Annotated in this window: 22 protein-coding genes and 3 pseudogenes; 12 read left to right on the forward strand and 13 right to left on the reverse strand. The window is 68.7% G+C overall.

The features are described 5' to 3' along the window. The first annotated feature begins 135 nt into the window (after window positions 1-135). Window positions 136-1,203 (forward strand): D-erythronate dehydrogenase, encoded by a 1,068-nt coding sequence (denD, locus tag ACZ59A_RS38155; protein ID WP_470968644.1) that lies wholly within the window; start codon window positions 136-138, stop codon window positions 1,201-1,203. Here denD and ACZ59A_RS38160 read toward each other — a convergent pair. The 6 genes and pseudogenes from ACZ59A_RS38160 to ACZ59A_RS38185 all read right to left on the reverse strand — a co-directional run bounded on the left by ACZ59A_RS38160 (window position 1,200) and on the right by ACZ59A_RS38185 (window position 6,592). After that, complete coding sequence (locus ACZ59A_RS38160) at window positions 1,200-2,792, reverse strand: ABC transporter ATP-binding protein (protein ID WP_470968646.1); 1,593 nt, start codon at window positions 2,790-2,792, stop codon at window positions 1,200-1,202. The two genes, denD and ACZ59A_RS38160, sit on opposite strands and share 4 nt — an antisense overlap. Continuing rightward, on the reverse strand, window positions 2,789-3,625 hold the full coding sequence (locus ACZ59A_RS38165) for an ABC transporter permease subunit (protein ID WP_470968648.1): 837 nt from the start codon (window positions 3,623-3,625) through the stop codon (window positions 2,789-2,791). The genes ACZ59A_RS38160 and ACZ59A_RS38165 overlap by 4 nt, the downstream gene beginning before the upstream one ends. After that, window positions 3,622-4,128: pseudogene (locus ACZ59A_RS38170) on the reverse strand (ABC transporter permease subunit); the annotation flags it as partial. The gene ACZ59A_RS38165 and the pseudogene ACZ59A_RS38170, both read right to left, overlap by 4 nt. Window positions 4,129-4,175: 47 nt before the next feature. Then, the gene (locus ACZ59A_RS38175; protein WP_470968651.1) at window positions 4,176-5,012 is read right to left on the reverse strand and encodes a Rossmann-like domain-containing protein; all 837 of its coding nucleotides are present in this window, start codon (window positions 5,010-5,012) and stop codon (window positions 4,176-4,178) included. Further along, window positions 5,009-6,265 carry an ATP-grasp domain-containing protein gene (locus ACZ59A_RS38180; protein WP_470968653.1) on the reverse strand — a complete coding sequence of 419 codons (1,257 nt, stop codon included), beginning with the start codon at window positions 6,263-6,265 and terminating at the stop codon, window positions 5,009-5,011. The genes ACZ59A_RS38175 and ACZ59A_RS38180 overlap by 4 nt, the downstream gene beginning before the upstream one ends. A 165-nt stretch (window positions 6,266-6,430) precedes the next feature. Further along, entirely contained in the window at window positions 6,431-6,592 is a 162-nt protein-coding gene (locus ACZ59A_RS38185) for a hypothetical protein (protein ID WP_470968655.1), read from the reverse strand. Window positions 6,593-6,837: 245 nt separating this feature from the next. Here ACZ59A_RS38185 and ACZ59A_RS38190 point away from each other — a divergent pair, with 245 nt between their 5' ends. After that, window positions 6,838-7,563, forward strand: a complete 726-nt coding sequence (locus ACZ59A_RS38190) for a dienelactone hydrolase family protein (protein WP_470968658.1) — start codon at window positions 6,838-6,840, stop codon at window positions 7,561-7,563. Between the two features lie 174 nt (window positions 7,564-7,737). Next, a complete protein-coding gene (locus ACZ59A_RS38195; RefSeq protein WP_470968661.1) occupies window positions 7,738-8,460 on the forward strand; it encodes a helix-turn-helix domain-containing protein in 723 nt (240 codons plus the stop codon). On the opposite strand, the gene ACZ59A_RS38200 is transcribed toward ACZ59A_RS38195, so the two are convergent. Beyond that, window positions 8,426-9,835 carry a PHB depolymerase family esterase gene (locus tag ACZ59A_RS38200; RefSeq protein ID WP_470968663.1) on the reverse strand — a complete coding sequence of 470 codons (1,410 nt, stop codon included), beginning with the start codon at window positions 9,833-9,835 and terminating at the stop codon, window positions 8,426-8,428. The genes ACZ59A_RS38195 and ACZ59A_RS38200 overlap by 35 nt on opposite strands. Window positions 9,836-10,252: 417 nt before the next feature. Between ACZ59A_RS38200 and ACZ59A_RS38205 the strand changes: the two genes are divergently transcribed. Next, on the forward strand, window positions 10,253-11,038 hold the full coding sequence (locus ACZ59A_RS38205; protein WP_470968665.1) for an IclR family transcriptional regulator: 786 nt from the start codon (window positions 10,253-10,255) through the stop codon (window positions 11,036-11,038). An 80-nt stretch (window positions 11,039-11,118) separates the two neighbouring features. Here ACZ59A_RS38205 and ACZ59A_RS38210 read toward each other — a convergent pair whose 3' ends face one another. Beyond that, window positions 11,119-12,042, reverse strand: a complete 924-nt coding sequence (locus ACZ59A_RS38210) for a poly(ethylene terephthalate) hydrolase family protein (protein ID WP_470968668.1) — start codon at window positions 12,040-12,042, stop codon at window positions 11,119-11,121. A 381-nt stretch (window positions 12,043-12,423) separates the two neighbouring features. Here ACZ59A_RS38210 and ACZ59A_RS38215 point away from each other — a divergent pair, with 381 nt between their 5' ends. Beyond that, entirely contained in the window at window positions 12,424-12,675 is a 252-nt protein-coding gene (locus ACZ59A_RS38215; protein WP_470968671.1) for an IclR family transcriptional regulator domain-containing protein, read from the forward strand. 363 nt (window positions 12,676-13,038) lie between these two features. Here ACZ59A_RS38215 and ACZ59A_RS38220 read toward each other — a convergent pair. The 5 genes and pseudogenes from ACZ59A_RS38220 to ACZ59A_RS38240 form a co-directional block, all read right to left on the reverse strand. Further along, window positions 13,039-14,142: pseudogene (locus tag ACZ59A_RS38220) on the reverse strand (pectate lyase family protein); the annotation flags it as partial. Window positions 14,143-14,218: 76 nt separating this feature from the next. After that, window positions 14,219-15,454 (reverse strand): right-handed parallel beta-helix repeat-containing protein, encoded by a 1,236-nt coding sequence (locus ACZ59A_RS38225; RefSeq protein WP_470968673.1) that lies wholly within the window; start codon window positions 15,452-15,454, stop codon window positions 14,219-14,221. Window positions 15,455-16,101: 647 nt separating this feature from the next. Next, complete coding sequence (locus ACZ59A_RS38230) at window positions 16,102-16,707, reverse strand: dihydrofolate reductase family protein (RefSeq protein WP_466641623.1); 606 nt, start codon at window positions 16,705-16,707, stop codon at window positions 16,102-16,104. A 258-nt stretch (window positions 16,708-16,965) separates the two neighbouring features. Further along, window positions 16,966-17,214, reverse strand: coding sequence for a hypothetical protein (locus ACZ59A_RS38235; protein ID WP_470968675.1), 249 nt, complete (start codon window positions 17,212-17,214; stop codon window positions 16,966-16,968). Then, a complete protein-coding gene (locus ACZ59A_RS38240; RefSeq protein WP_470968677.1) occupies window positions 17,211-17,489 on the reverse strand; it encodes a hypothetical protein in 279 nt (92 codons plus the stop codon). The genes ACZ59A_RS38235 and ACZ59A_RS38240 overlap by 4 nt, the downstream gene beginning before the upstream one ends. 115 nt (window positions 17,490-17,604) lie before the next feature. On the opposite strand from ACZ59A_RS38240, the gene ACZ59A_RS38245 reads away from it, so the two are divergent. From ACZ59A_RS38245 to ACZ59A_RS38275, 7 genes and pseudogenes are all read left to right on the forward strand, one after another. Further along, window positions 17,605-20,547, forward strand: coding sequence for a GH59 galactosidase (locus ACZ59A_RS38245; RefSeq protein WP_470968680.1), 2,943 nt, complete (start codon window positions 17,605-17,607; stop codon window positions 20,545-20,547). A gap of 203 nt (window positions 20,548-20,750) precedes the next feature. After that, window positions 20,751-21,039: pseudogene (locus tag ACZ59A_RS38250) on the forward strand (ATP-binding cassette domain-containing protein); the annotation flags it as partial. A 227-nt stretch (window positions 21,040-21,266) separates the two neighbouring features. Then, window positions 21,267-22,259, forward strand: a complete 993-nt coding sequence (locus tag ACZ59A_RS38255; RefSeq protein ID WP_470968682.1) for a 4Fe-4S binding protein — start codon at window positions 21,267-21,269, stop codon at window positions 22,257-22,259. Window positions 22,260-22,348: 89 nt separating this feature from the next. After that, window positions 22,349-23,647, forward strand: a complete 1,299-nt coding sequence (locus tag ACZ59A_RS38260; RefSeq protein WP_470968685.1) for a DUF3533 domain-containing protein — start codon at window positions 22,349-22,351, stop codon at window positions 23,645-23,647. A 152-nt stretch (window positions 23,648-23,799) separates the two neighbouring features. Beyond that, a complete protein-coding gene (locus ACZ59A_RS38265) occupies window positions 23,800-24,369 on the forward strand; it encodes a TetR/AcrR family transcriptional regulator (RefSeq protein ID WP_470968688.1) in 570 nt (189 codons plus the stop codon). Between the two features lie 187 nt (window positions 24,370-24,556). Continuing rightward, window positions 24,557-25,375: an oxidoreductase gene (locus ACZ59A_RS38270; RefSeq protein WP_470968690.1), complete on the forward strand. Its 819-nt coding sequence runs from the start codon at window positions 24,557-24,559 to the stop codon at window positions 25,373-25,375. A 228-nt stretch (window positions 25,376-25,603) separates the two neighbouring features. Beyond that, the gene (locus ACZ59A_RS38275) at window positions 25,604-26,230 is read left to right on the forward strand and encodes an MMPL family transporter (protein ID WP_470968693.1); all 627 of its coding nucleotides are present in this window, start codon (window positions 25,604-25,606) and stop codon (window positions 26,228-26,230) included. Window positions 26,231-26,410: the final 180 nt, after the last annotated feature.

The following is a 26,410-nucleotide window of genomic DNA, read 5'->3' on the forward strand; positions in this document are numbered from 1 at the left end:
CCACCGCGCAGGCAACTCGCGGCGCGGGTGTGGTACGAGTGGGCGGACCGGTGCGGTTTGCGGCGCTGAGGGAGGGGATGGTCTTGGTGCCACGGCAACCCTCGGCTGGCTCGACGACTACCGAGGAGACAACGCATGAGGATCGTCATCACGGGTGGTTTCGGCTTTCTGGGACGCCAGGTCGCGGGCACACTGCTCACGACACGGACGTTCCGTGGCGCACCCATCGACCGGCTGGTGCTCGCCGACCGCGTCGTGCCGTCCGGTCCGTCATCCGATCCGTCAGCGGCCGACCCTCTCGTGGACATCGTGCAGGGTGATGTGACCGACCGGCTCGACGAGGTGTTCGCGCAGTCCGTCGATGTGCTGATCCACCTCGCCTCCGCGGTCTCGGCCGAGTGCGAGGCCGACTTCGATCTCGGCATGCGCGCCAATGTGGACACGACCCGTGCGCTGCTCGAAGCCGCCCGGGCCCAGTCGGCCGCCGGCGGACCGACGCCGCGGGTGGTGTTCTCCAGCAGCGTCGCCGTCTACGGTTCCGACCCCGCCCTGCCGCTGCCCTCGGTGGTCAGCGAGGCGACCCTGCCCACCCCCCGGTCGAGCTACGGGGTCCAGAAACTCGTCTGCGAGCAGCTGATCGCGGACTACACCCGCCGCGGTTTCATCGACGGACGCGTCGCCCGCCTGATGACCGTGGCGGTACGGCCGGGCAAGCCGAACGCGGCCGCCTCCGGCTTCCTGTCCGGCATCATCCGAGAACCGCTCGCGGGCCTCCCGGCGACCTGCCCGGTCCGCCCCGATCTGCGGGTGGCCCTGGCCTCGCCACGGCGCACCGTCGAGGGAATCCTGCGCATCGCGGAGGCCGAGCGCGGCGCCGGCCCGGGCCGCCTCGACGGCGGGGTGCCGGTCAACCTTCCGGCGCTCACGGTCTCGGTCGCCGACATGCTGACCACACTGCGCCGGGTGGCCGGCGACGCCGTCGCCGACCGGGTGACGACCGCACCCGATCCCGGCGTCGAGGCCATCGTGGGCTCATGGCCCGCCGACTTCGACAACGCGCGCGCCGCCGCGCTCGGTCTTGAGCCCGACCCGGACTTCGCGTCGGTGGTGCATCAATACCTCGCCGACCACGCCGACGCGGTCGTTGCCAACGCATCCCCGCGGCCGGAGCGGCCCGTACCGACGCTCCCGCCTTCGCCTTAGGGGGACAGAGCCTGACGATCGACCTCCGGTGCGGCACCTCGGGAGAGCGCCGACGACGCGTGCGTCAGGGAGGCCGTGAACGAGTGGCTCGGTGCGGTGAGCACGTGGTGCGCCGGGCCCTGCTCGATCACCTCGCCCGCTTCCAGCACGGCGATCCGCGTGGCGAGCGCCGCGGCGTCCAGGTCGTGGGTGATGAAGATCAGGGCCAGGCCGTCACGGTCGCGGGGCAGGGCGGTGAGCCGGCCGAGGATGTCGCGCCGGGTGATCGGATCGAGTCCGGAGGTGACCTCGTCGCATACGAGCACCCGGGGCCGGGCGAGCAGGGCGCGGGCGAGGGCGGCACGCTGCAACTCGCCGCCCGACAGCTGTCCCGGGAGGCGTCGTACGAGGTCGTGCGCGAGTCCGAGACCGTCCAGCGTCGCCTCCGCCTCGGCCCGCGCCCCCGCCGGGACGGCCCCTCGCAGCCGTACCGGCGTGCGCGCCACCTGGTCCAGGACCGGGCGGTGTTCGTCGAAGGCGGCCCGTGCGTCCTGGAAGCCGTACTGGATGGCGGCGAGCTGCTCCCGGGTGCGGGAGCGCAGGCTCCGGGGCAGCGGAACACCGTCGAGCAGCACGTCTCCGTCATGGTCGCGGTGGAGTCCGGCCAGGCACCGGGCGAGCGCGGTCTTGCCGCTGCCGGAGCGGCCGACGATGGCCAGGCAGGCGCCTGACGGGACGGTCAGCTCGGCGGTATGCAGCACGGTGGTGGCGCCGTGCCGTGCGGTCAGCCCGCGCACCCGCAGCCCGGGGGCCGCCTCCCCGGACCGCCGCTCGTCCCGTGGTACGTCGCCCGGCGGGGCGCTCTCCCGTGCCACGGGTGGTGGCGTCTGTGCCGCGAGGAGCGCGCGGGTCCAGGGGGGCGCGGGCGCTGTCCACAGCCGCTCGGCGGGGGCCGACTCCACCACTCGGCCGGCGCGCATGATCACGACCTCGTCGGCGAGCGCCCGCACCACGTCCAGATCGTGGCTGAGGAGTACGACGGCGATACCGCGCTCGGCGACCGCGGACAGCTGCTCGACGACGCGGCGTTTGGTCAACGCGTCCTGCCCCGTGGTCGGTTCGTCCGCGACCACGACGCGCGCGCCGAGAAGCAGCGCCTGCGCGAGGACGACGCGCTGCTGCTGACCTCCGGACAGCTGGTGCGGGTAGCGGCGCAGCAGCGCTTTCCCGTCCGGCAGCTCGGCCGATGCCAGGGCGGCGAGAACCCGCTCGTGAGCCTCGGCACGGCGCTCGGAGCGCCGCGGGCCGTGCACCTGGCCGCGGGCTATGTGGTGGAGGAGCGCGCCGACACGGCGGGCGGGGTTGAGAACCGCGGCCGGATGCTGGGGTACGTAGCCGACCAGGCCCTCGGCCACGTGGACATCGCCCGTCACATGGGCCCCTGGCGGGTACTCGCCGAGCAACGCCAGCCCCGTGGTCGTCTTGCCGCTGCCGGACGGGCCCACCAGCGCGGTGACCTTTCCTGGCGGCACGCTGAGGCTCACGTTGTCGACAATGGCCCGGCCGTCGATCTCGACGCGCAGGTCCTTGAGCTCGGCGACCGTGTTCACGTCCGATTCCCCTTTTTCCTCTTCGGGTTCCCGCCGCGGTCCAGTGCGGCGTCGAACAGCAGGTTGGTTCCCTTGGTCAGGGCGACGATCAGCAGCGCGGGCACGACGACCGCGCAGGGCTGGACGAACAGCCCGGTGCGGTTGCGGTCCACCATCACCGCCCAGTCCGCCGCGTCCGGCGCGACGCCGACGCCCAGAAACGCCGCTGTGGCCACCAGGTAGAGCACTCCGGTGAGCCGGATACCGGCGTCGGCGGCCAGCGTGCGCAGGATCGACCGTCCGACGTAGCCGACCCCCATGCGCCACCACGTCTCGCCCTGCATGCGCATCGCCTCGACCGCCGGGCGCGAGGCGGCGTCCGCGGCCGCGGCGCGCACCAGCCGGACGGCGTCCGGGATGTTGGCCAGCGCCACCAGCAGCGCCAAGCCCGCCGCGCCGGGGGTGAGGACGGTGGCGACCAGCAGGATCAGCAGCAGCGATGGCACGGCGAGCAGGATGTCCAGGGGGCGAATGAGCAACTCCTCCAGCCAGCCGCGGTGAGTGAGCGCGGCGGTGAGCCCGATCGGCAGCGCTACCAGATATGCGAGCGCGGTCGCGGCCAGCGCGGTGAGGACCACTGGCCGCCCGCCGAGGAGGATCTGCCGCCAGACGTCGCGGCCGGTGAAGTCGGTGCCGAGCCAGTGGCCGCCGCCGAGCGTGAAGGAGATGCCGCGCGGCCCGGGGGCACCGGCCAACAGCGGACCGAGCAGCGCGAGGGCGAGGGGGACGGCCACGATCAGAATCGCAAGTGCCCAGCGCCCCCGCCCCGGCCGCTTTCCGGTATACGCGGTCACGCCGTCACCTCGCCCCGGGGCGCGAACCTGCGGGTGACCAGATCGGCGCCGGTGTTCAGGACGACGGTGATGACTCCGAAGACCACGGCGAGCCCCTGCACGACGGGCACGTCGCGCTCGGCGACCGCGTTCATCAGGACGGTTCCCAGGCCGGGGATCACGAACAGGGCCTCCACGACGATGACACCGCACAGCAGCCAGTCCACCGTGCGGGCGAGGTGCTGGGCGGCCGGGCCCACCGCGTTGGGCAGGGCGTGCGCATAGCGGATACGGGCGCCGGGGATGCCGTACCGGGGCGCCTGGGCGGCGTACGGCGAGGCCAGCGCGTCGATCATACCGGCCCGCACCATGCGGGCCAGTGAGCACACCGGCCGGGACAGCAGGAGGAGCACGGGAAGTACCAGCGCGGCGGGGTGGGCGAGCAGATCGGTGCCGTAGCCGACGGCGGTCGGCGGCAACCAGCCCAGGCGCAGCGCGAAGACGGTCAGCGGGGTACGCCCGAGCAGGGCGAGGAGACCATGGTCCGCGGGGGCATGGTGGAGGGCTGTGGTCACCGGGCGCCCCCGTAACAGTGGATGAGCCCGGGGCCGCCGTCCAGCCAGAAGAAGGGGTAGGGCTCGGCGCACACCGCCGTGACCCCGGAGCCCAGGAACCGCGGCAGGATCGCGCTGCCGGTCTGGGCGAACATCACCAGCTGCTTGCCGTGGCGCAGGGCGTGTGCGCGCAGCGGCTCGAAGCTGCCGTTGCCGAGTGTCATACCGGAGGCCAGTACGGCGTCGCAGCGGTCCAGATGGGCGAGCGCGTCGGTGGCGACCGGCTCACCCCACTCCGTGGCACCGCCCTTGAGATCGCACGCCACATAGCGCACACCTCGCGAACGCAAGGCGTCCAGAAGGGAGTTGACCACTCCCACGACGAGGACGGTCCGGCCCGGCTCCAGGTCCAGCAGCCCGGCCACGGATGCGGCCCGCGCGCGGGACTTCTCAAGGGAGTTGCCTGCCGCGAGGGTCACCGGCCGGGCTCCATGGCCGGAGGAGTGCGGCATCACGTGCATCAGGTAGGTGTCGAGGGCGGCAACCCGGACCGGCATCAGGTCGTGACGCAGCAACCGGGCCACGCCGGCGCCGACGCAGTCGTCGATCGCGCCGTCGGGCAGCGCGCCGGGCTCGACCGCGCACGAGCCGACGGCCTCGCCCAGCCGCAGACTGAGCACCTCGTTGCGGTAGCCGCCACCGCGTCCGTCGTGGCGTACGGCCTGGCGCGTGGTGAAGGCCACGGCGATCCGCAGGGACCGCGGATCGGGCCCGAGTGCGCCGTCGAGAGCCCGGCCGAGCAACTCTTCGTGGGAGGAACACACGGGTGCGGCGGCTTGCTCCGTGCCCGTCACGCGACCACCACCTGCGGACGCAGCCCTGCCAGCAGGAACTCGACACGGTCGCGGGCGCCGGACCCCTCACTGTCGGCCGCCATGACGTGGCCGAGGTATTCGTTGTTGCTGCCGGCCGCCTTGACGTTCTTGCCGGGCTCGGCGAGCCGGACCTCCAGGACGTCCGGCTCCGCCCGTACCGCGTCGCCACCGTCGAGCGACACCAGCGTTCCCGCCGTGTCCGGTATCAGGAAGCCGATGGCGGCGCTGCGCAGCCCCGTGTCCCACCGCCGCAGATCGGGCCGCCGGCCGAGCGCGACTTCCACGAAGGCGGCCGCGAGATCGATCCCGGTGACATGGCGGACCAGTTCGGTGATGCGGTTGCCCGCGGGGCGGGGGTTGACCTCCACCACCCGCGGCCCGGCGGCGGTCAGCTTGATCTCGGTGTGCGCCACGACCCCGTCCAGGCCGAGTCCCTTCAGGGCGAGCAGCGCGGTCTCGCATGCCGCCTCGGCATCCCCCGGGGCCAGCGCGGCCGGGAACATGTGCCCGGTCTCGATGAACGCGGGCGCCCCGCCGACACTCTTGTCGGTCACCCCGACCACCTCGGCCACACCGTCGAAGGACACCGTCTCGACGCTGACCTCCGGCCCGTCGAGGAGCTCCTCGAGCAGTACGACGGGGGAGCGGCGCTGACCACGGGCGTTGACGGGGAAGTCGGCGAGTGCCCGGAAGGCGTCCAGCAACCCGCGTTCGTCATCGACCCGCCGTACGTACATCCCGGCGCACAGGTCCACGGGCTTGACCACCAACGGGTAGCCGATGTCCCGTGCCGCCCCGGCGGTCTGTGCCCAGTCGGCGCAGACGGCGAAGCGCGGCCCGGCCACCCCGGCGGCTTCGAGCACGCGCCGAGTGGCGTCCTTGCGGCAGGCGTTCTCCACCGCTTCGGCGGAGGGGCCTGGCAGCTGGAGCCGGTCGGCGATGCGCGCGACCGTCGGCAGGTAGTAGTCGCAGGAGGTGATGACGCCGTCGAAGCCCAGCGTGCCGTGCAGCCGTTCCACCATCGGCAGCAGGGAGTCGGTGTCGTTGGTGTCGGCGGTCAGCACATGGCGGGCCGCGAGCAGCGGATGGGCGGTGCCCTCGGGTGCCGAGCGCAGATAGTGGTGCAGGTCGCGAGTGAGGAAGGTGAACTCGTGCCCACCTTCACGGATCGACCGTGGCAGCAACCTGCTCATCGATCCGACCCAGCTCTCGACCATCAGCAGGTGGGACACAACTCTCCTTCTCAGTAGGGATGTTGAGGAGCAAGGCAGGCCGGGCGCGCTCGCCGTCGCGTGGCCCCGCCTTGACCGCCCCTCGTCACGGTCGGCCTCGGCCGACGCGCGGCATTCCCCGCAAGGCGTTGATCGAGGAGTGACCGGGCCACTCCTTGTGGCTTGTCATGCAGTTTTGGACGGGTATTCGGTCCACTGGCGGATTGGCGAGTCGGGAGCGAAGTGGGTCTTCGGCTCGGCGAGGGAGTTGCGCCAGCGTATGTAGGCGCCAGTGGCGGCGTTCTGCGAGCCGTAGGTCGGCAGGAAGACCAGCTCGATGTTGTTCACCGCTGCCCAGGCCCGGATGTTCAGGCGGTCTCCTGTGCAGTCGCCAGGCATTGCCTTTGCGCGGCATAAGATTGAGCGGGTCCGGAACCTGTGTCGTGCGTGGTGCCGGGGCAGGTGCTGCCGTGGGAACGGCGGTTGTGACGGATCTTGTGAGCCATCGCCGCATTTCAGAGGCGCACCCGCGCTGTTCTGCCAGCGGCGAACCCCGGCCCGACCGGACTCGACGATCACTACGGTCCAGTCTCATGACGACGATTACCACGCGCACGGTCGAGTACCCGGCGGACGGTTTGACGATGATCGGGCACCTCGCGCTCCCGGCCTGTGTCGACCGCCGGCCCGCGGTGCTGCTCGGACCAGAGGGCATGGGGCTCAGCGACGTCGAGCGCCGCCGGGCCGATGCTCTGGCCGAGCTGGGATATGTAGCGCTGGCCTTCGATCTTCACGGCGGGCGCTATTTGGGTGACCCCGAGGAGATGCTGGCCCGTTGCATGCCGCTGCTCGCCGACCCCGACCGGATGCGGGGCATCGGCCATGCGGCGCTCGACGTGTTGCGCGCCGAACCGCGGACCGACCCCGACCGGATCGCCGCCGTCGGCTACGGCACCGGGGGCGCCATCGGGCTGGAACTCGGGCGCGATGGCGTCAACCTGCGCGCGATCGGGACAGTCAACGCGGTGACCACGGGCCGACCGGGCGAGGCGGCGCGCATTCGCTGTCCGGTGTGGGCCGGGGTCGGGTCGGAAGACCCGATCATGCCGCCCGCGCCGCGGGACGCGTTCACCGCCGAGATGCAGGCCGCGGGCGTCGACTGGCGCCTTGTGGTCTATGGCGGGGCCTTGCACGCCTTCCACCACCCGCCGGTCGACCATCCCGTGGTCCCCGGCGTCGGCTACCACCCACGGCACGCGCAGCGAGCCTGGCGCGATGTCGTCGAGCTGCTCGACGAGTGTCTGCCCGTGACGGAGTGATCTGGTCAGTCCAAGCTCGGGCGCCCGCTGACGGCCGCGATGCCTGGGCTCCACTGCCACGGCGGGCGGGGAAGGCTGCGGCTTGCCAGTGATCCACTTCGGCCGATCGGCTCGCCCGCCATGCCCCTCCGCACTGCCTGTCCGATAGCCCCGAGTGCCGCCGAACGCGCGCGGATGAAGGCGATGGCCTACGGCCACAAGACCGAGCACCGGTTGCGGGTGCGTGCACAGGTGGTGCTACACGCCGCGCGCGGACGCTCCAACGCGCGTGTCGCCCAGGAGACGGGGCTGCACCTGGACACCGTGCGCTGCTGGCGTGGCCGGTTCGCCGAACAGGGATTGCCCGGGCTCAAAGACCGTCAACGCTGCAGCCGCCCGCCGGTGTTCACGCCGCTGCAGGTTGCCGCGGTCAAGGCGCTGGCCTGCCGGCTGCCCGCCGAGATACGCCCGCACCTGGCAGGGCGCCCCGCTGGACGCCGACGAGTACGTCATCAGCGCCGACGAAAAGACCTCCATCCAGGCTCGCTGCCCTGCCTGGCCGCTTACGACGTCCACGCCGCGAAGGTGTACGGCCGCTGTGAGAAGGCCACCGGCATCGACCCGTTCATGAACCTGGTCACCCAGGTCATGACCCGCGAGCCCTACGTCAGCGCGAAACGCGTGTTCCGGGCCGTGGACAACGGCTCCTCCCACCGCGGCAAGAAGGCTGCCGACCGGTTGTCGGCCGCCTTCCCGAACGCGGTGCTGATTCACACCCCAATGCACGCTTCCTGGCTGAACCAAGTGGAGATCTACTTCTCCGTCGTGCAGCGCAAGGTCGTCCACCCCAACGACTTCCCGAGGTGTCGGACGGGCAACGTGATCAGCCCCCGAAGGATTTACGGAGCCGACCACTAAGGGACTGATCGAAGAGCCAGTTGATGACGACATCGTTCTCGTATGTCTGTGCCCATGCGAAGTGCGGGTTCACCGGCGTGGTTCCGGGCGTGTAGCTGGTGAACAGCACATGGCTGCCGGCCCGGCGTGCCTGTTTCAGCAGGGCCCTGGACCGGGCTTCGCACTCCGTCTCGGGCAGGTCGTTGGCCCACTCCCCGCGGGTGATCCGTGCACCGGCGCTCTCCAGCGCGTTCATCAGCGTCCAGGTGCCGGGCTTGCCGAACCGTCCCTCGCGGTAGGGGACCACCGGGTCGTCGATGGAGTGATCGGCCCAGATCGGGATGTGCGTGATGCCGTCCATGGCCGACGCCTCGCCCCAGCCGGCGGTGGCCAGGGCCGCGGCGAAGGTGTGGGGATGCCTCGGGAGCAGGTTGAGGATGCCTCGCGCACCCGATGACAGGCCGACGAGATAGAGCCGGTCCGCGTCGACGGGGCGCTGTGTGGTGAAGGTGTCGATGAGTTCGACCAGCGCCGCTCGGACCTTGGGGTCGGTCCAGTCCGTGTTGTCGGGTCCGTCCGTGGGGCGGGGCAGTGGGATCTGGGGGGCGAGTACGAACGCCGGGTGCCGACGCTGGCGTTCGGGCTTGGCGAAGGTGACGGCGATGCGATTGGCGGTGAGCTGGGTCATGTTGTTGTCGGCGACTTCGCCGCCGCCGTGCAGGGTGACGACGAGCGGATACCGGGTGGCCGCCCCGGGACGCTGTACGAACCCTTCCGGCTGGTAGAGCCGGAAGGCCAGCTCGAATCCCGTGGAGTCGGTGAACGATCCCGCGGTGAAGTCGTCGACCACCGGGGTGATGACGTCGTCGTTCCGGGTCGCCAGCGGACCGGCCGGGAGCACCAGGTCGCCGCCGGGGGTCCGCACGTCGGCCACCTGCCGGACGGCGTACGCGCGATGGAGCGGAAGAGGGTCGGTGCCGGCTGCCTGTGCATTGGTGTCGTCCGGGTCGAGCTCGATGATGAGGTAGCTGCCCGGCCGTCCCGCCTTGGGGCGGTCGTCGGTCCTGGCCTCGGTGTTCGGGTAGACCCGGGTGACCGTTCGGGCCGCGCTCTGCCTGCCGAGGTCGGTGGTGACCTGGAACGTGGAGGGTGGGATGACGCCGCCGCGCAGGTGGAGGGGGTGCGCGTAGCGGATGGCGACGGCGGTCACCCGCCAGTTGTTCCTGGGCGTCACCCGTGTGATGAGTGCGGTCCGCAGAGCGGGACCGGCTCCGGACGCCGCTGGTCGTCCCGGCGCCGGGGCATCGGCCGCCGCGGTAGCCGCGTTGGACACCGTCGAGGCGGTGACGGTACCCGCGGCCATGGTGAGCGCCGTACGTCTGCTGATGCCTCTCATGGGTCCTCCGTAAGGTGGCGGGCGGCCCGCGAGGGCCGGACGTGGAGCCGATTGCCTTGGAGCGGTGAACCGAGAATGAGCCGTACGGAGTGGCGAGCGCCGACGCGCGGCCGAGCGGCGTCGTTACGGGGCAAGTCAGATGGCGGGGGTCGCCCCGTCACCAGTGAGTCTCCAAGCCGTGTGCAAAGGGTGTCCAGCATCGGACCGTGGATCTATTGATGCGTCATATGCATGAATCCGGCAGAGTGCTCGCCTCTTCCGGCCAAGGCGCGGATGGCTCTTATGCGCAAACGACACCTTCATATCCGGGGGCGAGGGGTGGCCCTGCCGTCGCACGCGTCTGAAGCTCTTGTTGTATTCATGCCAGTGTGACCTGCTCGTACGGTATAACGACCTATTCGCCGGAAGGATCGCCAGATGCGTTCAGTGTCGCCTCAGCCTCCGCCCGGCGGTGCTCCCGCCGAAAAGGAACCCGCTCCCCGCTCGGTGACCGGCCGGGTTCTCAGCGTGCTGGACGCGTTCGCCGGAGAACGCCGTCGGCTGACTCTCTCGGACATCAGTCGGCGAACCGGGATGCCGCTGGCCACCACTCACCGGCTTGTCGGCGAGCTGTTGTCCTGGGGCGCGCTCGAGCGGACCCGGGACAGCCGTTACGAGATCGGCCTGCACTTGTGGGCGGTCGCGGCTACGGCCCCACGATGGCTGGAGCTGAGAGACGTGGCGACGCCCTTCCTCCGGGGCCTGTACCAGAAGACCGGACGGCAGGGAGTTCGGCTGGCGGTGCTGGACGGCATGGAGACGGTGCTCGTCGAGCAGATCGGCGCCCCGGACACAGACGGAGCGGGTGAACAGGTCGGCGGCCGGCGCCCGGCGCACGCCACGTGTGACGGCCTGGTGCTCCTCGCGTACGCGGGGGCGGCCGTCCAGGAACGCTATCTGGCCCGCCACGCCCCGGCGACCGTCCTGCGTCGCGTGCTCACCGAGGTGGAGGGAACGGGCTTCGCGGTGACCGGCCGATGGCCCGGTCCGGGGGGCCTGGTGTCGGCCGCGGCGCCTGTGCGGGACGCGACGGGCGAGGTCGTGGCCGCCGTGTCCGTCGTCCCGGGGGCCTCCGGCGCCGGACAGAGCGCGCTCGCGCCCATGGTCATGGCCACCGGCCGGACCATCTCCCGGGCGTTGTCCCATCGGCGGCACGGTGCGTGAGCCTACGCGTCCAGAGCGCCCAGGGCTGGCTCGTGAGGAGGGCTCCTGCGGCGGACCGCAGGAGCCCTGCGAGGGTCCGCTCAGAACGGGCAGGTGTCCTGCCAGCGCGTGACCAGGGAGGGGCTGTTCTTGTCCGCTTCCCGCGCGGCGCCGCACAGGAACGGGCTGAAGCGGGTGTCGCCGTACAGCCAGCGGCTGAAGAACGACACGATCCACTTGCCCTGTTTGGCCTTGTTGCCGTAGCCGGTCATCGGGCAGAGGTGGTCGCCGGGAACCTCGATGTAGAGCTTCTCGGCCTGGGACATGGAGTTGTACCAGGGCAGGGCGTAGGTGTTGCCGTGGGCGACGGGGTCGCTCTGACAGGTCATGAAGAACGTGGGGTCGGTGACCTTGGAGAAGTCCTGGTTCGGGTTGTACGGGGCCAGGGGCACGCCCGCCTTGAAGCGGGAGTCGTCCCGGAGGGCCACCATGACCCCGCCGCCGCCCATCGAGTGACCGGCCGCACCGAGCGTGCCGTTCACCTTCCCGTAGATCGGGTTGCCGGAGGCGGAACCGAGTGAGAGCAGCTGGGTGCCGGCGGCGCTGATCTGGCGGCCGCGCGACGCGGGATCGTCGCCCAGCGTGTAGGTGCCGACGTTGATGACGACGAAGCCCCAGGAGGCCAGGCGGGGCGCGAGCCACCGCAGGTTCTGCTGGGTGCCCTGATAGCCCGGCATCAGTACGACGCTTGGGTAGGAGCCGCCGGCCGTCGGGTAGGTGATCGTGCCGGACCCGTACCCGCTCGGTTGGGGAACGGTGTAGGAAGCGGTGGCCAGCGGCCCGTTCGTGGCCTCGAGTGAAGCGGTGGTCGGGTTCGGGATCGTCGCGCGGACGGAGCCGTTCCCGGTGGACGAGGCGGCCGTGGGCTTGCTCGGAGACTGCCGCTCGGCGGCAGCGGTGGGTGTGACGGCGCCGGTCAACAGTGCGGAGGCGAGGGTGGTCGCCAGGGCGATCAGCACGGCCACGGCACGGGACCGGGACCGTAACGGCGAAGTCCTTCTGGACGAACGACGGGTTGGACGCATCGATGGACCTCCAGGATGCGGCGCGGGTGCGCTGCCGGTCGCGCAGCGTGACAGCACCGTAAGGCGCGCTGAAGACATCCGGAAGCCGGGTTTCTGTCCAGCGGAAGGAAAACGGCGTCCGGGGTCCTCCCGCGTCCCGCTCCTGAGCCGTTGAGCAGTGCGGCGATCACCTCGCGCCCCCAGCCCGACCATGGCGCTGTTCACCAGTCCCGCTGAGCCCTCCGCACCGGCAGCCGACGCGCCGACCACGCCGATACCCGGCTGGTCGTTGCGGTCGGCCGGCCTCTGCCCGGCAACCGCAACGACTGCAACCACGAGGCGGTGGGTGAGGTGGATCTGCCGCGGCTGCGGCGTGAGCTCGCTCTCGTGCGCAAACGTGGCTTCGCCATCAATGACCAGAAGGCCGAGGCCGGACTCACCGCGGCCGCCGTCGAGATCCGGGACCACGCCGGGAGGGGCGTGGCGCCGATCGCGCTGGCGATGCCCAGTGTGCGGTTCAGCAGGGAAGGGCTGCCGGAGTGGATCAGCGCACTGCATGCCGCTGCGGCGGCGATCACGAGAGCCCTGACGTGAGGGAGGAGGGTGCCTGCCCGCCCCATGTCTGCCCGGGAGACCGGCTCACGTAACGAGGCGCTTCAACTGTACTGCGAGGTCAAGTGGGTGGGCGGACGCTCGCGGCGTGTGCGCATCTCATGCGTGTGCGGGAGCAGGAACTACTCCCGCTTGGCAACGTCGTAGATAGTACGGAAAGGCATGTGTTTGCTCTGCCGTAGGACGGAGGCGCCGCGGATCCGAAGTCCGGTGCTGGTCAGCGCGCACTGCGATGGCCTACCGGTGGGGCGCCAGGCAGGTTGATGGGGGCAGCTCCCCGGCGTCTCGCGGACGGTTCCGGACACCCTTCACCCGGTCCGAGTTCGGTCGTGCGGGTGTCTACGACGAGCAGTTGCCGTCCGACACCCGCAGGCCCTTGTCGGCGCCGGCCGTCCGGCTCACGATGCTGGGCACGCAGCCGGCCGTGTCGAGGCTGTAGGAGTAGGGGATGCTGACCGTGGTGTTGGACTGTGGGTCGGGGCCGGCCGGGTGGTTCTCGCTGCCGGGCTCGGACCAGGTCACGTTGTCGAAGACGTTGCCGCCGACCTGCCAGTAACCGGCCACATCGGTGTAGAAGGTGCCCAGGACGTCCTTGGAGTCCTCGAAGTAGTTGTTGTCCACCTTGGCGCGAGCTCCGGCACGGGAGTTGATGCCGGACTCGTTGAGGTGCGTGTAGTGGTTGTTGTACATGTGGGCGGTTCCGCCGCGCAGCAGGGGCGCGCGGGAGTCGATGTTCTCGTACTGGTTGTGGTGGTAGGTGATGAAGCTGTTCGAGCGGTCGCTCTCGCTGTTCCCGACGAGGCCGCCGCGGCCGGAGTTACGCAGGATGCTGTAGGAGAGGGTCACGTACTGGGTGTTGTCCTTGATGTCGAAGAGGCCGTCGTACCCCTGCGCCTCCCCGCCTGACGCCTCCAGGGTGGTGTGGTCGACCCAGACGTTGCGGATGTTGCGCTCCATGCCGATGGCGTCACCGCCGTTGGATGTGGGGGAGCCCGACTTCTTGACGTTGCGGACGGTCACGTTCTGGATGATGATGTTGCTGGCCTCGCGGAGGTGGATGCCCAGTTGGTCGAAGACGGCGCCGTTGCCGACTCCGATGATCGTGACGTTGCTGACCTTCTTGAGCTCGATCACTCCGTCGGCGGTGTCGCAGCTCTCGCCGGACACCTTCTTGGTGTTGCCGTGATTGATGGTCCCCTGGACTTCGATGGTGATAGGCGTGCTGCTGCTGGCCCGGTTGCACAGGGCTGTGTGGATCGCGGTTCCCGTGGTGGCCCGTACCGTCTGCCCGCCCGCGCCGCCGGTGGTTCCGCCGTTCTGGGTCGCGTAGCCGGTGGCTCCGCCGGCCGCCGCCGATGCCTCGGGCGCCGGCAGAAGCGCACCGGCCGCGGCTGCGAGGGCCATCGTGGCAAGCGTCGCACGGAGTCGCACTGCGTGTGGTCTTTTCATTTCGCCTCCTCATGAGTCCGTGATGCTGGGTGTCGCTCCTGTCGGCGTCTCGCGCCGGTACGGGAACACTGACTGCTCACGGCGTCACCGCCTTGCTGCCGAAGGTCACGACGAGGTGGCCGTCCCCGGCGAAGGACCAGCCCAGGGCACCGGCGTAAGAGGAGCAGTGCGACCCGTTCGAGCCGAGCCAGAACTGGTTCGAACTATCTGCGTCACCGGCGACCTTGTCGTTTGAGCCACTGCCGCTGCGGCACGAGGTGTTGTTCCGGAACACCGAACTTCCCTTGTCGAAGGAGAAGTTGCGCTGGACATTGCCGATGCCGACGTTGTCGGAGACGGTCATCGTGCCGGTGTTGCTGTTGTAGGTGAAACCGTGGTGGCCGTTCTTGTAGGCGATGTTGTGCCGGACGATGTGGTTGACCTTGATGTCCGAGCCGCCGAGCTTGTAGCCGTTGCGGTCACCGTTCTTGTTCTGGGTGCCGTCACTGAGGGTGCCGTTGCTGTAGGCGAGGGAGTACTCGATGGTCACCGGTCCGATGGCGCCGGTATCGGTCTTGGTGTAGAGGTCCCAGCCGTCGTCGATGTTGTTGTGGGCCACGTCGTAGCGGAAGACGTTCCCGGTGCCGGTGGTGAGCTTCGCGGCGAAGCCGTCGGCGTTCTCGCCGCCGGAGTCCTTGTTGTCGTGTGACTCCGAGCTCACGATCAGGTTGTTGGACGGCCACTGGGACGTGGGGGTGCTGCTGGCGATCCGGCCGAGTTGCAGCCCCGTGTCGCGGTTGTACGCCGTCACCGTGCGCTCGACGACGTTGTTGCTGCCGCCGACGTAGATGCCGTTGTCCCCGGCGTGCTGGACGGTGAGGCCGTACAGACGCCAGTAGTCGGCGTTCAGCTGGATGCCCCGGTTGGACGAACTCTCGCTCTGTGCCGAGAAGTCCAGCACCGGCTTCTCGCCCGGGTAGGCGGACAGGGTGGTGCGGGCACTGGAGGTTCCGTTGCTGCCGACGGGGATCGTGACGGTGGAGGAGTACGTGTACGTCCCGCCGCGCAGGTAGATCGTCCCGCCGGACGAGATGCGGCTGATCGCCGAGGTGAGCGTGGTCGGGGTGGACTGCGTTCCGGACGCGCTGTCCTTGCCGTCCGGCGCGACGTAGAGGACGGTGCTCGCCGCCTTCACCGCACTCACGTTCGCGGTCGCGGGCGTGGCGCTGCCGCGATCGCCGTGAACGGAAACGGCCTGCGCTGTGGTGCCGGACAGCGTGATGAGCGCGCCTGCCAGCAGGCCGATCGATGCTGTTGCGGCTCTCGATTGCATCGCCTGTCTCCAGATTCTTCGGTTGTGGGGGTATGAGGTGGCCTTGGCCCATGACGCCCGGGCGGGCGCTGTTCGGGGTGCTGAACTGATCGTGCTGACACAGCAGGGAGAAAGCGCTTTCTGAGACCGTAGAAACGTGTCGTGACTGCGTCAATAGAGCGGTCATCTGAAATCTGGTCAGAAAGATGAATCATGGCCGTGGGGGTATCCGGGGCCGAAACCCTCCGCGGGCAGCGGGCGTTCGGTCGGCCCGGGGTGGCGGCACCCCCCGCGGCCAGGTCCGTCAGCGGGGTGGGTACGACCGTCTCGGGCCCACGGCGGGTTCGGCCCGGGTGTGAAGGCGGCGAGCGCCTGCTCGGCCTCCGTTATCCGCTCGGGAGGCGTCGAAGAATGCGGGATGCGCGGGATCCCTGCTTCCGGAGCCCGCCGACGCGCCGGGGCCCTCCCCTCGCTCCGGCCATCGGCGCCCACGTGGCCTCGGCGCCGGAGTCGCCGATGCGGTAGACGTCCACGACGGCTCCCGCGGCGACAACGATCGACAGGCCGGGCGTGCTGACGTTGGCCCTTCGCCCCCTATGAGGTCTTGCTCCGCGGGCTGCCCGCCGGCGCCGGCCTGGCGGCCGTCCAGACCGGCGGACGGGGCGACGTCACGCAGGGACGCCGAGCGGCGGGTGCTCGAGCACGCGGGGCTTGTACTCGACCAGCTGGATGCGGCCGTCGAAGGTGCGGTGCTCGATCATCTCGAGGGCAACGTCCGGATAGCCGTCGTAGATGCGTTCTTCGCCCGTGGCCCCGGTGATCACCGGGAACATCACGACCCGGAAGCGGTCGACGAGTCCGGCTCGTAGCAGGGACCGGCACAGGCTGAGGCTGCCGATCGTGCTGAGGAGTCCTGAGCCACTCGACTTCATGGCGCGGACCGCCTCGACGGCGTCGTCGCGGACGAGCGTGGAGTTGGCCCATGTCAGTGGCTCCTCGAGTGAGGAGGAGAACACCACCTTGGACGCTTGCGTGAGCTCGTCGACGGACGCCTCTTCTTCGGGCCTGAACTCGTCTTGGCCATCCGGGACCTCGCCTGCGGCGAAGCCCGACATCAGGCGGTAGGTGTTCGCTCCCATCAGGTAGGTGGCTTCGGGCTGCTCGCCGAGCCATGCGAGGTACTCCGGGCCCTCCAGGCCCCAGAACCCGGGCCATCCCTCTCCCGATGCGTAGCCGTCGAGGGAGGTGATGAAGTCGACGAGAAGCTCCGACATGGCGGTGTCCTTTCCTGGGGTGTCACGAGCTTGGACCGGCCGGGAGCCACGAACTCATCGGCCGCACTGTGCAGTAACGGGAAAACCCATGACGCTGCAGCCGATCAGGTCGGCGGAGCGGCACTGCTGCGGAGGGCCGGAGACATATATGATTGCACTATGCGCGCAGTCGGGTGATGATCTCCACTCGATGGGGAACGGCGGTTTGAGTTCGGTCAAAGCCCCAGCTCAGCCCCACCCGTGAACGGCCCCGACGATCTACGCGATCCCGGAACTTGAAGCCGCCCTGGCCAACGGCAGGAATAAATACGTGTCCCGCCTCGCGAAGCGCTGGTCCTCGTCGAGTTCGAAGAAGTCGGCGAATTTCAGGGTGACTTCGCTGCCGTCCTTGAGGACGCCATGGAACACGCCGTTCACGAGGACCGGCCGCCGTCCGCGGCGGCGCACGTCGTCCGCCTCGACCAACCGGTAGTACTCGCGCACCTTGGCCAGCCCGTGGTCGGTCATGCTCCCACCTCGTCTTCAGCACCCTCCTGTTCTTCTGCCGCCCAGGCCACAGCCGCGAACCCGGCCAACGCAGTCACAGCCCCAGCGGCCGGCGTCGACGGGCCTGGCTGCTGTTCTGCCTCCCGGTCGGCGGCTGGCAGACGTCCTGGCGCGTCCACCCGCGCGACGGCGCCTTGTTCGCCCAGGTCGAGCAGGTAGATGGGCTTGAGCACCATGGCGATCCGACGGCGATACCGCCGGCCTGCACAGGGATTGACGTAGAAATCGCTTACCATCTACGGTCCTTCCGGAATTGCGAACACCTTTCGGTATCTCGAACGTCTGGCATCGGTGCGCGCTACGAGACGAAGGAGTCGAAGCGGAATGGGCTCACAGCGAAGACTCGGCTGGATGTCGCTTGTCGCGGCAACCACCATGGCACTCGCGGCCGGAGTGATCACCCCCGCCGCCCACGCCGCGGACGATCCCGTGGAGGTGGTGGTCAACGGGGCCGACGTTCGCGCCGACAACGTGAACGGTTTGACCTACAAGGGCCTCGGCGTTCTCAGCTGCAACAGCACGAGCAACCTGCTGATGGACTACAAGGCGGAGCACCCTGACCGGTACTGGCAGCTCATCCGGGTGCTGTTCGGTGGAAAGAACCCCCTGATCAACCATGTCAAGATCGAGATGGGTTCGGACACGAACACATCGACCGGTTCCGATCCGGCGACCATGCGCGCAGCGGACGAACTCGCCGACGCGTCGCGTTCCCCAGGCTTCCAACTGGCGGCGGACGCCAAGACGGTCAATCCGAAGCTCAAGGTCTCGATTCTCCGCTGGGTCATGCCCCAATGGGTGCAGAACGAATGGAACAAGGGCACCGGCGCCAACGAGATGTACAAGTGGTACAAGGAGACGATCCTCGACGCCTACGAGAAATACGGGTACATGGTCGACTACGTCGACCCGGACACGAACGAGACGCGGGATCCGAACGAGACCTTCATCAAGTGGTACAAGAATGCGATTCTTGCTGACACAGACTTCGCTGATCCTCGCTACGGCATCCCGGCGGAAAAGCGCAAGAAGACCGAGAAGGCCTATCACAACATCAAGATCATCGCCTCCGACGAGAACGACACCCTCAATATCGGGCCGTCAGTTCTCAGCGATGCGGAACTCTTCGGCATCGTCGATGCTGTGGGCTACCACTACACCACCGAGGACCGGCACGACGGGGCCGCCGGCAGCGACACCAATGTGCCGTACACCAGGCTGGCGACCGGTGAGAACAAGTACGACGAGGACAAGGAAGTCTGGTATAGCGAGGGGACCGCCTCCTTCGGCTACACCGACTACCGCGTCAGCAACACCGAGGGCCCGAACGGAACGAGCACCGGCATCGGCGGCGTCCAGAGCGCCCTCGATCTCGCGAACCGTCAGGTCAAGAGCTACGCCAACTCGAAGAGGACGCACTACATCTTCCAGCCGGCGATCGGCTCCTTCTACGAAGGCGCGCAGTACAGCCACAAGGAACTCGTCAGCGCGCGTGACCCGTGGTCGGGCTACCTCCACTATGACGCGGCCCTCTATGTCATGCAGCACTTCACCCAGTTCGCGAGGACCGGCTGGGAGAACGACACGAACACGGCGGGCATCTGGCGCACCGTGCCGGAGGCCAGTTACAGCGGGGCGAGCGGCACCGTCAACATCGACGGCTCCAACGGGGCCCCCAGCTATATGACGCTCGCGGATCCCCGTAAGAAGGACTTCTCGACAATCGTCGTCAACGACAGCGACCAGCCCAAGACCTACCGGATCAAAGCCGAGAACATGCGACTCGGTTCCGACCCGACCATGGAGATCTGGGAAACCCGCGGACCGGACGCGGGCCGGCCCTACGACGCGAACTTCAAGCGCCTCGCCGACGAAATCCGGCCCGGCGGCGACGGATACTACAGCTACAGGATCAAGCCGAGGTCGATCGTGACCTTGACGACGCTCGACAAGAGCCACGACAAGGCGACGAAGCAACGCCTGCCCGAGTCCTGGGACCGCAAGGTGCTGGACACCGACGTGACCGGCAAGAAGCACAACACCCGCGACAACGTCCTGTATGCCGACGACTTCGGGTACGAGGAGGAGGCCAAGGTCCGGGTCGGCACCGGCAACGGCGCGCACAAGGCGTCCCAGCCCTACCTGAGGTCGCGCGGCAATCAGCCTCGTTACATGGTCGACCAGACCGGCGCTTGGGAGGTCGGTGAGGACGCGAGCGGCAACAACGTCCTGTACCAGTACATGGACCAGTCCATGAAGGACACCGGCGCCTGGAACCGCAACACCCCGAACACGACGGTCGGCGACTTCCGCTGGGAGAACTACCGGGCCACGGTCGACGTCTCGTTCCCGGACCCGGACGGCGGACTTGCTGCCCTGGGCGTCCGTCAGCAGAAGGGTATGGCGATCAGCGACGCCGCCTACAACGTGCGCATCGGACCGACCGGCGCCTGGACCTTCTACGAATACGGCACGGCCGTCAAGTCGGGAACGGTCGCGGCATCCGACAGCTACCGCCTCGCCATCGAGGCGAAGGGCGCGACGATCACGGCCTACATCGACGGCAAGGCTGTCTCCACTTACCAGGACCCGACTCCGCAGACGGAAGGGCGCGTCAAGCTCGGAACCGATTTCCACAAGACGGGGTTCGACAACCTGAAGGTCGAGAAGGCCGACGGGTACACGCCCTACGCCCGCGCGCAGCTCGACAACATGGACAGCTCGGTCACCTATGACGGCACGTGGAGCAGGAACGCCGCCCTCGGCGACGCGATGGACTGGTACCGGTCGACGTCGACCAGCACGACCGCCGGCGCATCGTTCAGCGTCCCGTTCACCGGCACGGGCATCGACGTCATCGGCGGCAACGACGGCACCGCCGTCGTCGATGTCTACGTCGACGGAAAGCTGATGGCACGGGACGCGAAGACGGCCACGACCGACAAGCGCCTCGCCACGTACGCGCTCCGCGGTCTGTCCGACGGCGCGCACACGGCGAGGTTCGTCCTCAAGTCCGGAAAGATCGTTCTCGACGCGTTCAACGCCATCTCCGGGGACGTGGACGGCACTGTGGACACGACACCGATCCGGGACGGCCTGGAGAAGATCGGAAGCCCGGCGCAGACGGACTACACGGCCGACTCCTGGGCCCTGTTCGACTCCGCGTCATCGGCGGCGAAGGCTGGCGTGGCGGGACAGAAGGGCCTTGACGCCGTCGGCGTCGAGCAGATCACGGGCAGACTCGAAGACGCTTACGGCCGGCTGGTGCGCAAAGATGGCACCGCCGCCCCGTAGGTGCCCTGGCCCGCGGGCCCAGGGCATTCGTCGCCGTAAATGATCAAGGGGCCGTACCGGATTCCTCCGGTACGGCCCCTTGCACGGGCGATCGGCGACCGTGCCCGTGGCGTCGTAGACAGGTCTCGGGGGAAGCACCTGTTGGTTCGACGGTGCCGCCGGGGCGCGTGGCGAGCCGGTCCACCCGCCGTCAGCAGACCCAGAAACCCACCGCCGGACGGGTACTGCTGGACGGTAACGACCTGCGCCAGGTGCCACCGCTTCAGTCGGCCAAGCACATCGCCGCCCTGCCCCAGGAGCGGGGCAGCGACTTCGAACTGACGGTGCGCGAGGTCGTCGCCATGGGCCGCACGCCGTACGAAAGGGCCTTCGCCGGAGAGGACGCAACCGATCGCGGCACCGTCGCCAAGGCGCTGTCCGGCGTCGGGCATGGACGGGTGCACCGGCCGCCGGTTCACGGCCCTGTCCGGCGGTGAACGTCAACGTGCCCTGCCGAAAGTCGCCCGCCGCTCGGGCTTGCGTGATGAAACTGATCGGTTTACGGTGATGGAAACTGATCGGTTTCCGCCATGGGGCGGGATCGAAAACTACGCTGACCAGGGGATCGGATGACTACCGCGCGCGACGCCGATCGGCAACCTCCGGCTCCGGAGCTTCCGAGGAAGCTGGCTGCGCACCCGTCGGTGCAGGCCGTACTCGCCCGGCGAGGGGCCGGTGACGTGGCGAGCCCATCGGCGGTGATCGACGCGGGCTGGCTGCGCGAACTATGCCTGGCGGCTGGTGCGGACGACGCGGCCGCGGTCAGTTTGGACCACCCCGACCTGGCCGGCGAGCGGGAGCACGCGCTGGCCGCGTTGCCCGGCACGCGGACCCTGATCGCGATGGTGGTCCGGATGAACCGCGACAACTGCCGCTCCCCGGCTCGCAGTGTGGCCAACCAGGAGTTCCACCAGACCGACGAGCAGGCCAACCATGCCGCCCGCGGCGTCACCCGAGCATTGCAGGACGCCGGCTACCGCGCGCTCAATCCGTCTGTCGGCTTCCCCCAGGAGATGGACCGCTTCCCCAATGAGCGGATCTGGGTGGTGGCGCACAAGACCGTCGCGGTGGCAGCGGGGCTCGGCGTGATGGGTCTGCACCGCAACGTCATCCACCCCAAGTTCGGCAATTTCGTGCTGCTGGCCACCGTCCTGGTGGATGCCCAGGTGAGCGAGTACGGGCAGGCGCTGGACTACAACCCCTGCATCGACTGCAAGTTGTGCGTCGCCTCCTGCCCGGTCGGCGCCATCAGCAAGGACGGAGACTTCGACTTCTTCGCCTGCACCACACATAACTACCGTGAGTTCATGAGCGGGTTCACCGACTGGGCGCAGACCGTGGCCGACAGCCAGGACGCCGCCGATTACCGCTCCCGGGTCACCGATTCCGAAAGCGCCTCCATGTGGCAGAGCCTGGCCTCTCCTCCCGGCTACAAGTCCGGCTACTGCATGGCCGTCTGTCCCGGCGGCGAAGACGTCCTCGGCCCGTACCTGGAGGACCGCAAGACCTTCATGGACACCGTGCTGCGACCGCTCCAGGAGAAGAGGGAAACCCTCTACGTCCTGCCGGGCTCACACGCGCAGGAATACGCTCAGCGCCGCTTCCCCCACAAGCCCGTCAAGGAAGTCACCGGCGGGTGGCAGCCCCCGGCGGAACGCTCCGCGTCCTCCTGACCTGGCGCACTGTGCCCGCACCCGTACTCGGTGATGACGCCGTCCGGTCTCCTCCCGATGTAGCCGTGTTGTCCAGACCGGAGTGAGTCATGAATGAAATCCGCCCCTTCCGCGTCCTGCGAGCCAAGCCGCTGTGGATCGTCAACGGCGCCATCACCGGCGTCCTCGCGCTGCTGTTCGCTGTGTTCTACGTCGGCGCCAACATCGATCCGGCCGATCACATGAAGAAGCTCCCCGTAGGTCTGGTCAACGTTGACGCGGGGGCCGCTGTCGGCGGCAAGCAGGTCAATCTGGGAGCGCGGATCACCGGGTCGATCAAGAAATCCATCACGAGCGGGGACAAGATCGACTGGAAGATTATGGACGAGGAGGAGGTGAAGGAGGAGATCGGCGAGGGCAAGCTGTACGGCGCGCTCGTCGTGCCCGACAACTTCACCTCCTCCGTCACCGCACTGACCGGCACCGCAGGCCCCAAGAGCCCGGTTCGCCCGACATTGACGGTGCTGACCAACCAGTCCGCCGGCAGCCTGGGCTCCAGCATGGCTCGGGCGGCTTCGACTACGGCGGCCGAGAGCGCCTCGCGCCAGCTGGGCAAGGAACTGACCGCGCAGACCGTGGCCGAGCAGGCGAAGCTGCCCGCCGCGGCGCGCGTCCTGCTGGCCGACCCGGCCGCCGTCGCGGTTGAGGACGGCCATCCGCTCGACCCGCACAGCGGCCTCGGCCTGACCGCGTTCTACTACGCGCTCGTCCTCGTGGTCTGCGGCATGCTCTCCGCCAATGTCATCAGCGGCCAGACGGACCACGCCCTCGGCTACACCCACAACGACATGGGCCCATTGCGCCTGCACCGTCCGCTGATCCGGGCGACCAGGGCGCAGACCCTGGCCATCAGCAGCACACTCATGATCGCTCTGTCGCTGCTAATGGGCACCCTGGTCCTGGTCGGCGCCGTCGGCATCATGGGGATGGCCGCCTCCCACCTGCCGCTGCTGTGGCTGTACTCGGTGTGTGCCATCGCGGTCTCCGGTATCGGTGCGCTCACCCTCCTCGCCGTGTTCGGCACGCCCGGCATGCTGGTCGTCACGCTGGTCTTCATCGGGATGGCGGTGCCGACGGCCGGTGCCACCACCCCGATCGAGGCGCTGCCGGGCTTCTACCGCTTCCTCGCGGAGTTCGAGCCGCTGCGGCAGATCACCGGCGGTGTCCGCTCGATCCTCTACTACGACGCCCAGGCCGACGCCGGCCTGGCCCGGGGATGGGTGATGATGGCCGTCGGTCTCGTGGTGGCGGTGCTGTTCGGCTTCGGCCTGACGGGCTGGTACGACCGCAAGGGACTGCACCGCGTCCCCGTCGAGACGAAGCCTGATAAGACCGCCGTCCCGGCGTAGCGGAACGTCACGGCGGGGCTGCGTCCTCGTGTCGCGCGGAGCCCTGGCACAGTTCAGGTGGCCGATCGACTGTGCGCGGCGCCGGATTTCGCCCGAGACACCCTGGAAACCGATCGGTTTTTATTTCGCTGAAATCGAGTTATCCTGCTCCTATGAGCACCGAGGCGAAGCCCAGTTCCCGAGAGCGGCTGCTGGAGGCGGCGGCCACGCTCACCTACCGAGACGGTGTGGGCATCGGTGTCGAGGCGCTGTGCAAGGCGGCGGGGGTTTCGAAGCGCTCGATGTACATGCTGTTCGACAGCAAGGAGGAACTGCTGGCGGCGAGTCTGGAGGAGCGCGCTTCTGCCTTCGTGGCGAGGCTCCTGCCTGCGGCGGACGATGGCCGCTCACCCCGCGAGCGGATCCTGCGCGTCTTCGAGAACGTGGAATCGCAGGCGGGGGCTCCCGAGTTCCGAGGCTGTCGGTACCTGGCGGTGCAGATCGAACTCAAGGATCAGAGCCACCCTGCGAGTCAGGTGGCGCACCGGATCAAGGGGAATCTGACAGCTTTTTTCCGGACCGAGGCCGAGCAGGGTGGCGCGAGCGATCCGGACCTGCTGGCCCGGCAGCTCAGTCTGGTCTTCGACGGCGCCAGTGCTCGCGCGGGGATCGGAGCCGACAACCTCACAGGACTCATCGCGCCCACTGTGGTCACCCTGCTGGATGCTGCAGACATGCGCTGACGCACCGACTCTTCGTGGCTGAGGTGTTCTGCGAGTGGCATGCCCTGCGCCAGGAAGGTCGTGCGCTCATTGGCGGACGTAGTCGGCGACGCGGTCCGCGATGAGTTCCCTCCTCGGGCTTGCACGTGAAAACCGATCGGTTTACCGTGGCTGAAACCGATCGGTTTCTCAGTGGCTTCGGGAGTCCATGGTGACGACAAATCGGCCGATCGCACTCGTGACGGGTGCGTCATCCGGCATCGGGAAGGCGGCCGCGCTCGCGCTGGTCGAAGCGGGTTTCGACGTGGTCGGCACAAGCCGCGACACCTCGCGCGTCGCCCCGGTCGACGGAGTGGCCCTCCTCGACCTCGACGTGGCCAGTGACACGTCGGTCAGCGCGACGGTCCAGCAGGTGGCCGACCGGTTCGGACGGATTGACGTCCTGGTCAACAACGCCGGTATCGGCTTGACGGGCGCGGCCGAGGAAAACTCCGTCGCGCAGGCCCAGGGCGTCTTCGACATCAACGTCTTCGGCGTCATGCGCATGGTGAAGGAGGTGCTGCCGCACATGCGAGCCCGGGGAGGCGGACGCATCATCAACCTCTCCTCCATCTTCGGGCTCATCCCGGCGCCGTACCTGGCTGCCCATGCCGCGTCCAAGCACGCGGTCGAGGGGTACTCCGAGTCCTTGGATCACGAGGTCCGGGAACACGGCGTGCGGGTCCTTCTCGTCGAGCCCGGCGGGACCAACACCGGGTTCGAGGCGAACAGCACGCAGCCCGACACGCCCCTGCACGTCTACGACAAGCAGCGTCGCGTCGCCGATCAGGTGATCGCCGCGGCCGTCAGGGACGGTGACGACCCGGCCACCGTCGCCAAGGCGATCGTGGCGGCAGCGACAGATACCCATCCGAAGGTGCGGTACACCGCCGGCCCGATGGCCGGACGCATCAGCACGCTGCGCCGCATCGCTCCCTCCCGGATCTTCTACAGCCAGATCCGCAAGTACAACCGGCTCGTCGGCTGACGCCTGCCCGCGCCGACCCAAGCACGTCCACGAGCAAAAGACATACAGGGAGCGGCGCATCGCCGAGATCCCGATCGAGTTCGATGTTCTGACGGAGATGCGTGACGGCAGATGCTGCTGAGCCCAGCTACCGCACGGCAAGCAGACCCCATGATGGCCGTCATGAGACAGCGGCTGGGCAGAGAAACCCGACTGGCAGTCGATCGCTGAAGCCGCGCAGTTGCCTACGTGGCAACCGTGCTCGCACTCTCCCTGATCGTCCTGCTCCTGGTCTTCCGCTCCCTCATGATCCCGGTGATGGCCACGCTCGGCTTCCTGCTTTCCATCGGCGCCACCTTCGGCCTGACCACGGCTATCTTCCAGTGGGGCTGGTTCCAGGGCCTGATCGGGCTCGACGCCAGGGCCCCTGTGGTGGGCCTTCTGCCCATCATCATCACCGGCGTCCTGTACGGACTCGCCATGGACTACCAGATGTTCCTGGTCACCTCCATGCGGGAAGCCCATGTCCACGGTGCCACTCCGCTCGAGGCCACCGTCACGGGATTCGCGCGTGCCAGCTCCGTCGTCGTCGCGGCGGCCACCATCATGGTCTCGGTCTTCGCCGGATTCATCTTCAACCCCCAGCCCATGATCAAACAGGCCGGCTTCGCGCTGGCCGCCGGCATCCTCATCGACGCCTTCGTCATCCGCATGACCCTCATCCCCGCCACCATGGCACTCGCGCAGGAGAAAGCCTGGTGGCTGCCCGCCCGGCTGGACCGCCTACTGCCCGACCTCGACGTCGAAGGCGACAAGCTCACGCAGAAGATCTCCCTGCCCCATCCCGCGCCCCAGCAGCCGCACGCCACCGCGTAAAGGCCGAGACCAGCGGCTGACCTGCCAGCGCAGGGTTCTCTGCGGGGAGTTGACGGGTGGGCGGGGTGGTACGACATCAAGGCCCGGTACGAGTCTTGCCGCTGTTCCCTTCGGGCCAGTACGCTCCCCACAGAATTGAAGTTAGTTCAATGTCTGTCGTATGCGCGCGATCCGGCGCGG

It is taken from the genome of Streptomyces sp. NPDC040405 (genome assembly GCF_055595765.1).

Excerpts from the sequence above, each read along its gene's own strand:
- denD (WP_470968644.1), top strand. The coding sequence starts at position 136 with ATGAGGATCGTCATCACGGGTGGTTTCGGCTTTCTGGGACGCCAGGTC.
- ACZ59A_RS38190 (WP_470968658.1), top strand. The coding sequence starts at position 6,838 with ATGACGACGATTACCACGCGCACGGTCGAGTACCCGGCGGACGGTTTG.
- ACZ59A_RS38195 (WP_470968661.1), top strand. The coding sequence starts at position 7,738 with ATGAAGGCGATGGCCTACGGCCACAAGACCGAGCACCGGTTGCGGGTG.
- ACZ59A_RS38200 (WP_470968663.1), bottom strand. The coding sequence starts at position 9,835 with ATGAGAGGCATCAGCAGACGTACGGCGCTCACCATGGCCGCGGGTACC.
- ACZ59A_RS38205 (WP_470968665.1), top strand. The coding sequence starts at position 10,253 with ATGCGTTCAGTGTCGCCTCAGCCTCCGCCCGGCGGTGCTCCCGCCGAA.
- ACZ59A_RS38225 (WP_470968673.1), bottom strand. The coding sequence starts at position 15,454 with ATGCAATCGAGAGCCGCAACAGCATCGATCGGCCTGCTGGCAGGCGCG.
- ACZ59A_RS38230 (WP_466641623.1), bottom strand. The coding sequence starts at position 16,707 with ATGTCGGAGCTTCTCGTCGACTTCATCACCTCCCTCGACGGCTACGCA.
- ACZ59A_RS38235 (WP_470968675.1), bottom strand. The coding sequence starts at position 17,214 with ATGACCGACCACGGGCTGGCCAAGGTGCGCGAGTACTACCGGTTGGTC.
- ACZ59A_RS38240 (WP_470968677.1), bottom strand. The coding sequence starts at position 17,489 with ATGGTAAGCGATTTCTACGTCAATCCCTGTGCAGGCCGGCGGTATCGC.
- ACZ59A_RS38245 (WP_470968680.1), top strand. The coding sequence starts at position 17,605 with ATGTCGCTTGTCGCGGCAACCACCATGGCACTCGCGGCCGGAGTGATC.
- ACZ59A_RS38260 (WP_470968685.1), top strand. The coding sequence starts at position 22,349 with ATGAATGAAATCCGCCCCTTCCGCGTCCTGCGAGCCAAGCCGCTGTGG.
- ACZ59A_RS38265 (WP_470968688.1), top strand. The coding sequence starts at position 23,800 with ATGAGCACCGAGGCGAAGCCCAGTTCCCGAGAGCGGCTGCTGGAGGCG.
- ACZ59A_RS38270 (WP_470968690.1), top strand. The coding sequence starts at position 24,557 with ATGGTGACGACAAATCGGCCGATCGCACTCGTGACGGGTGCGTCATCC.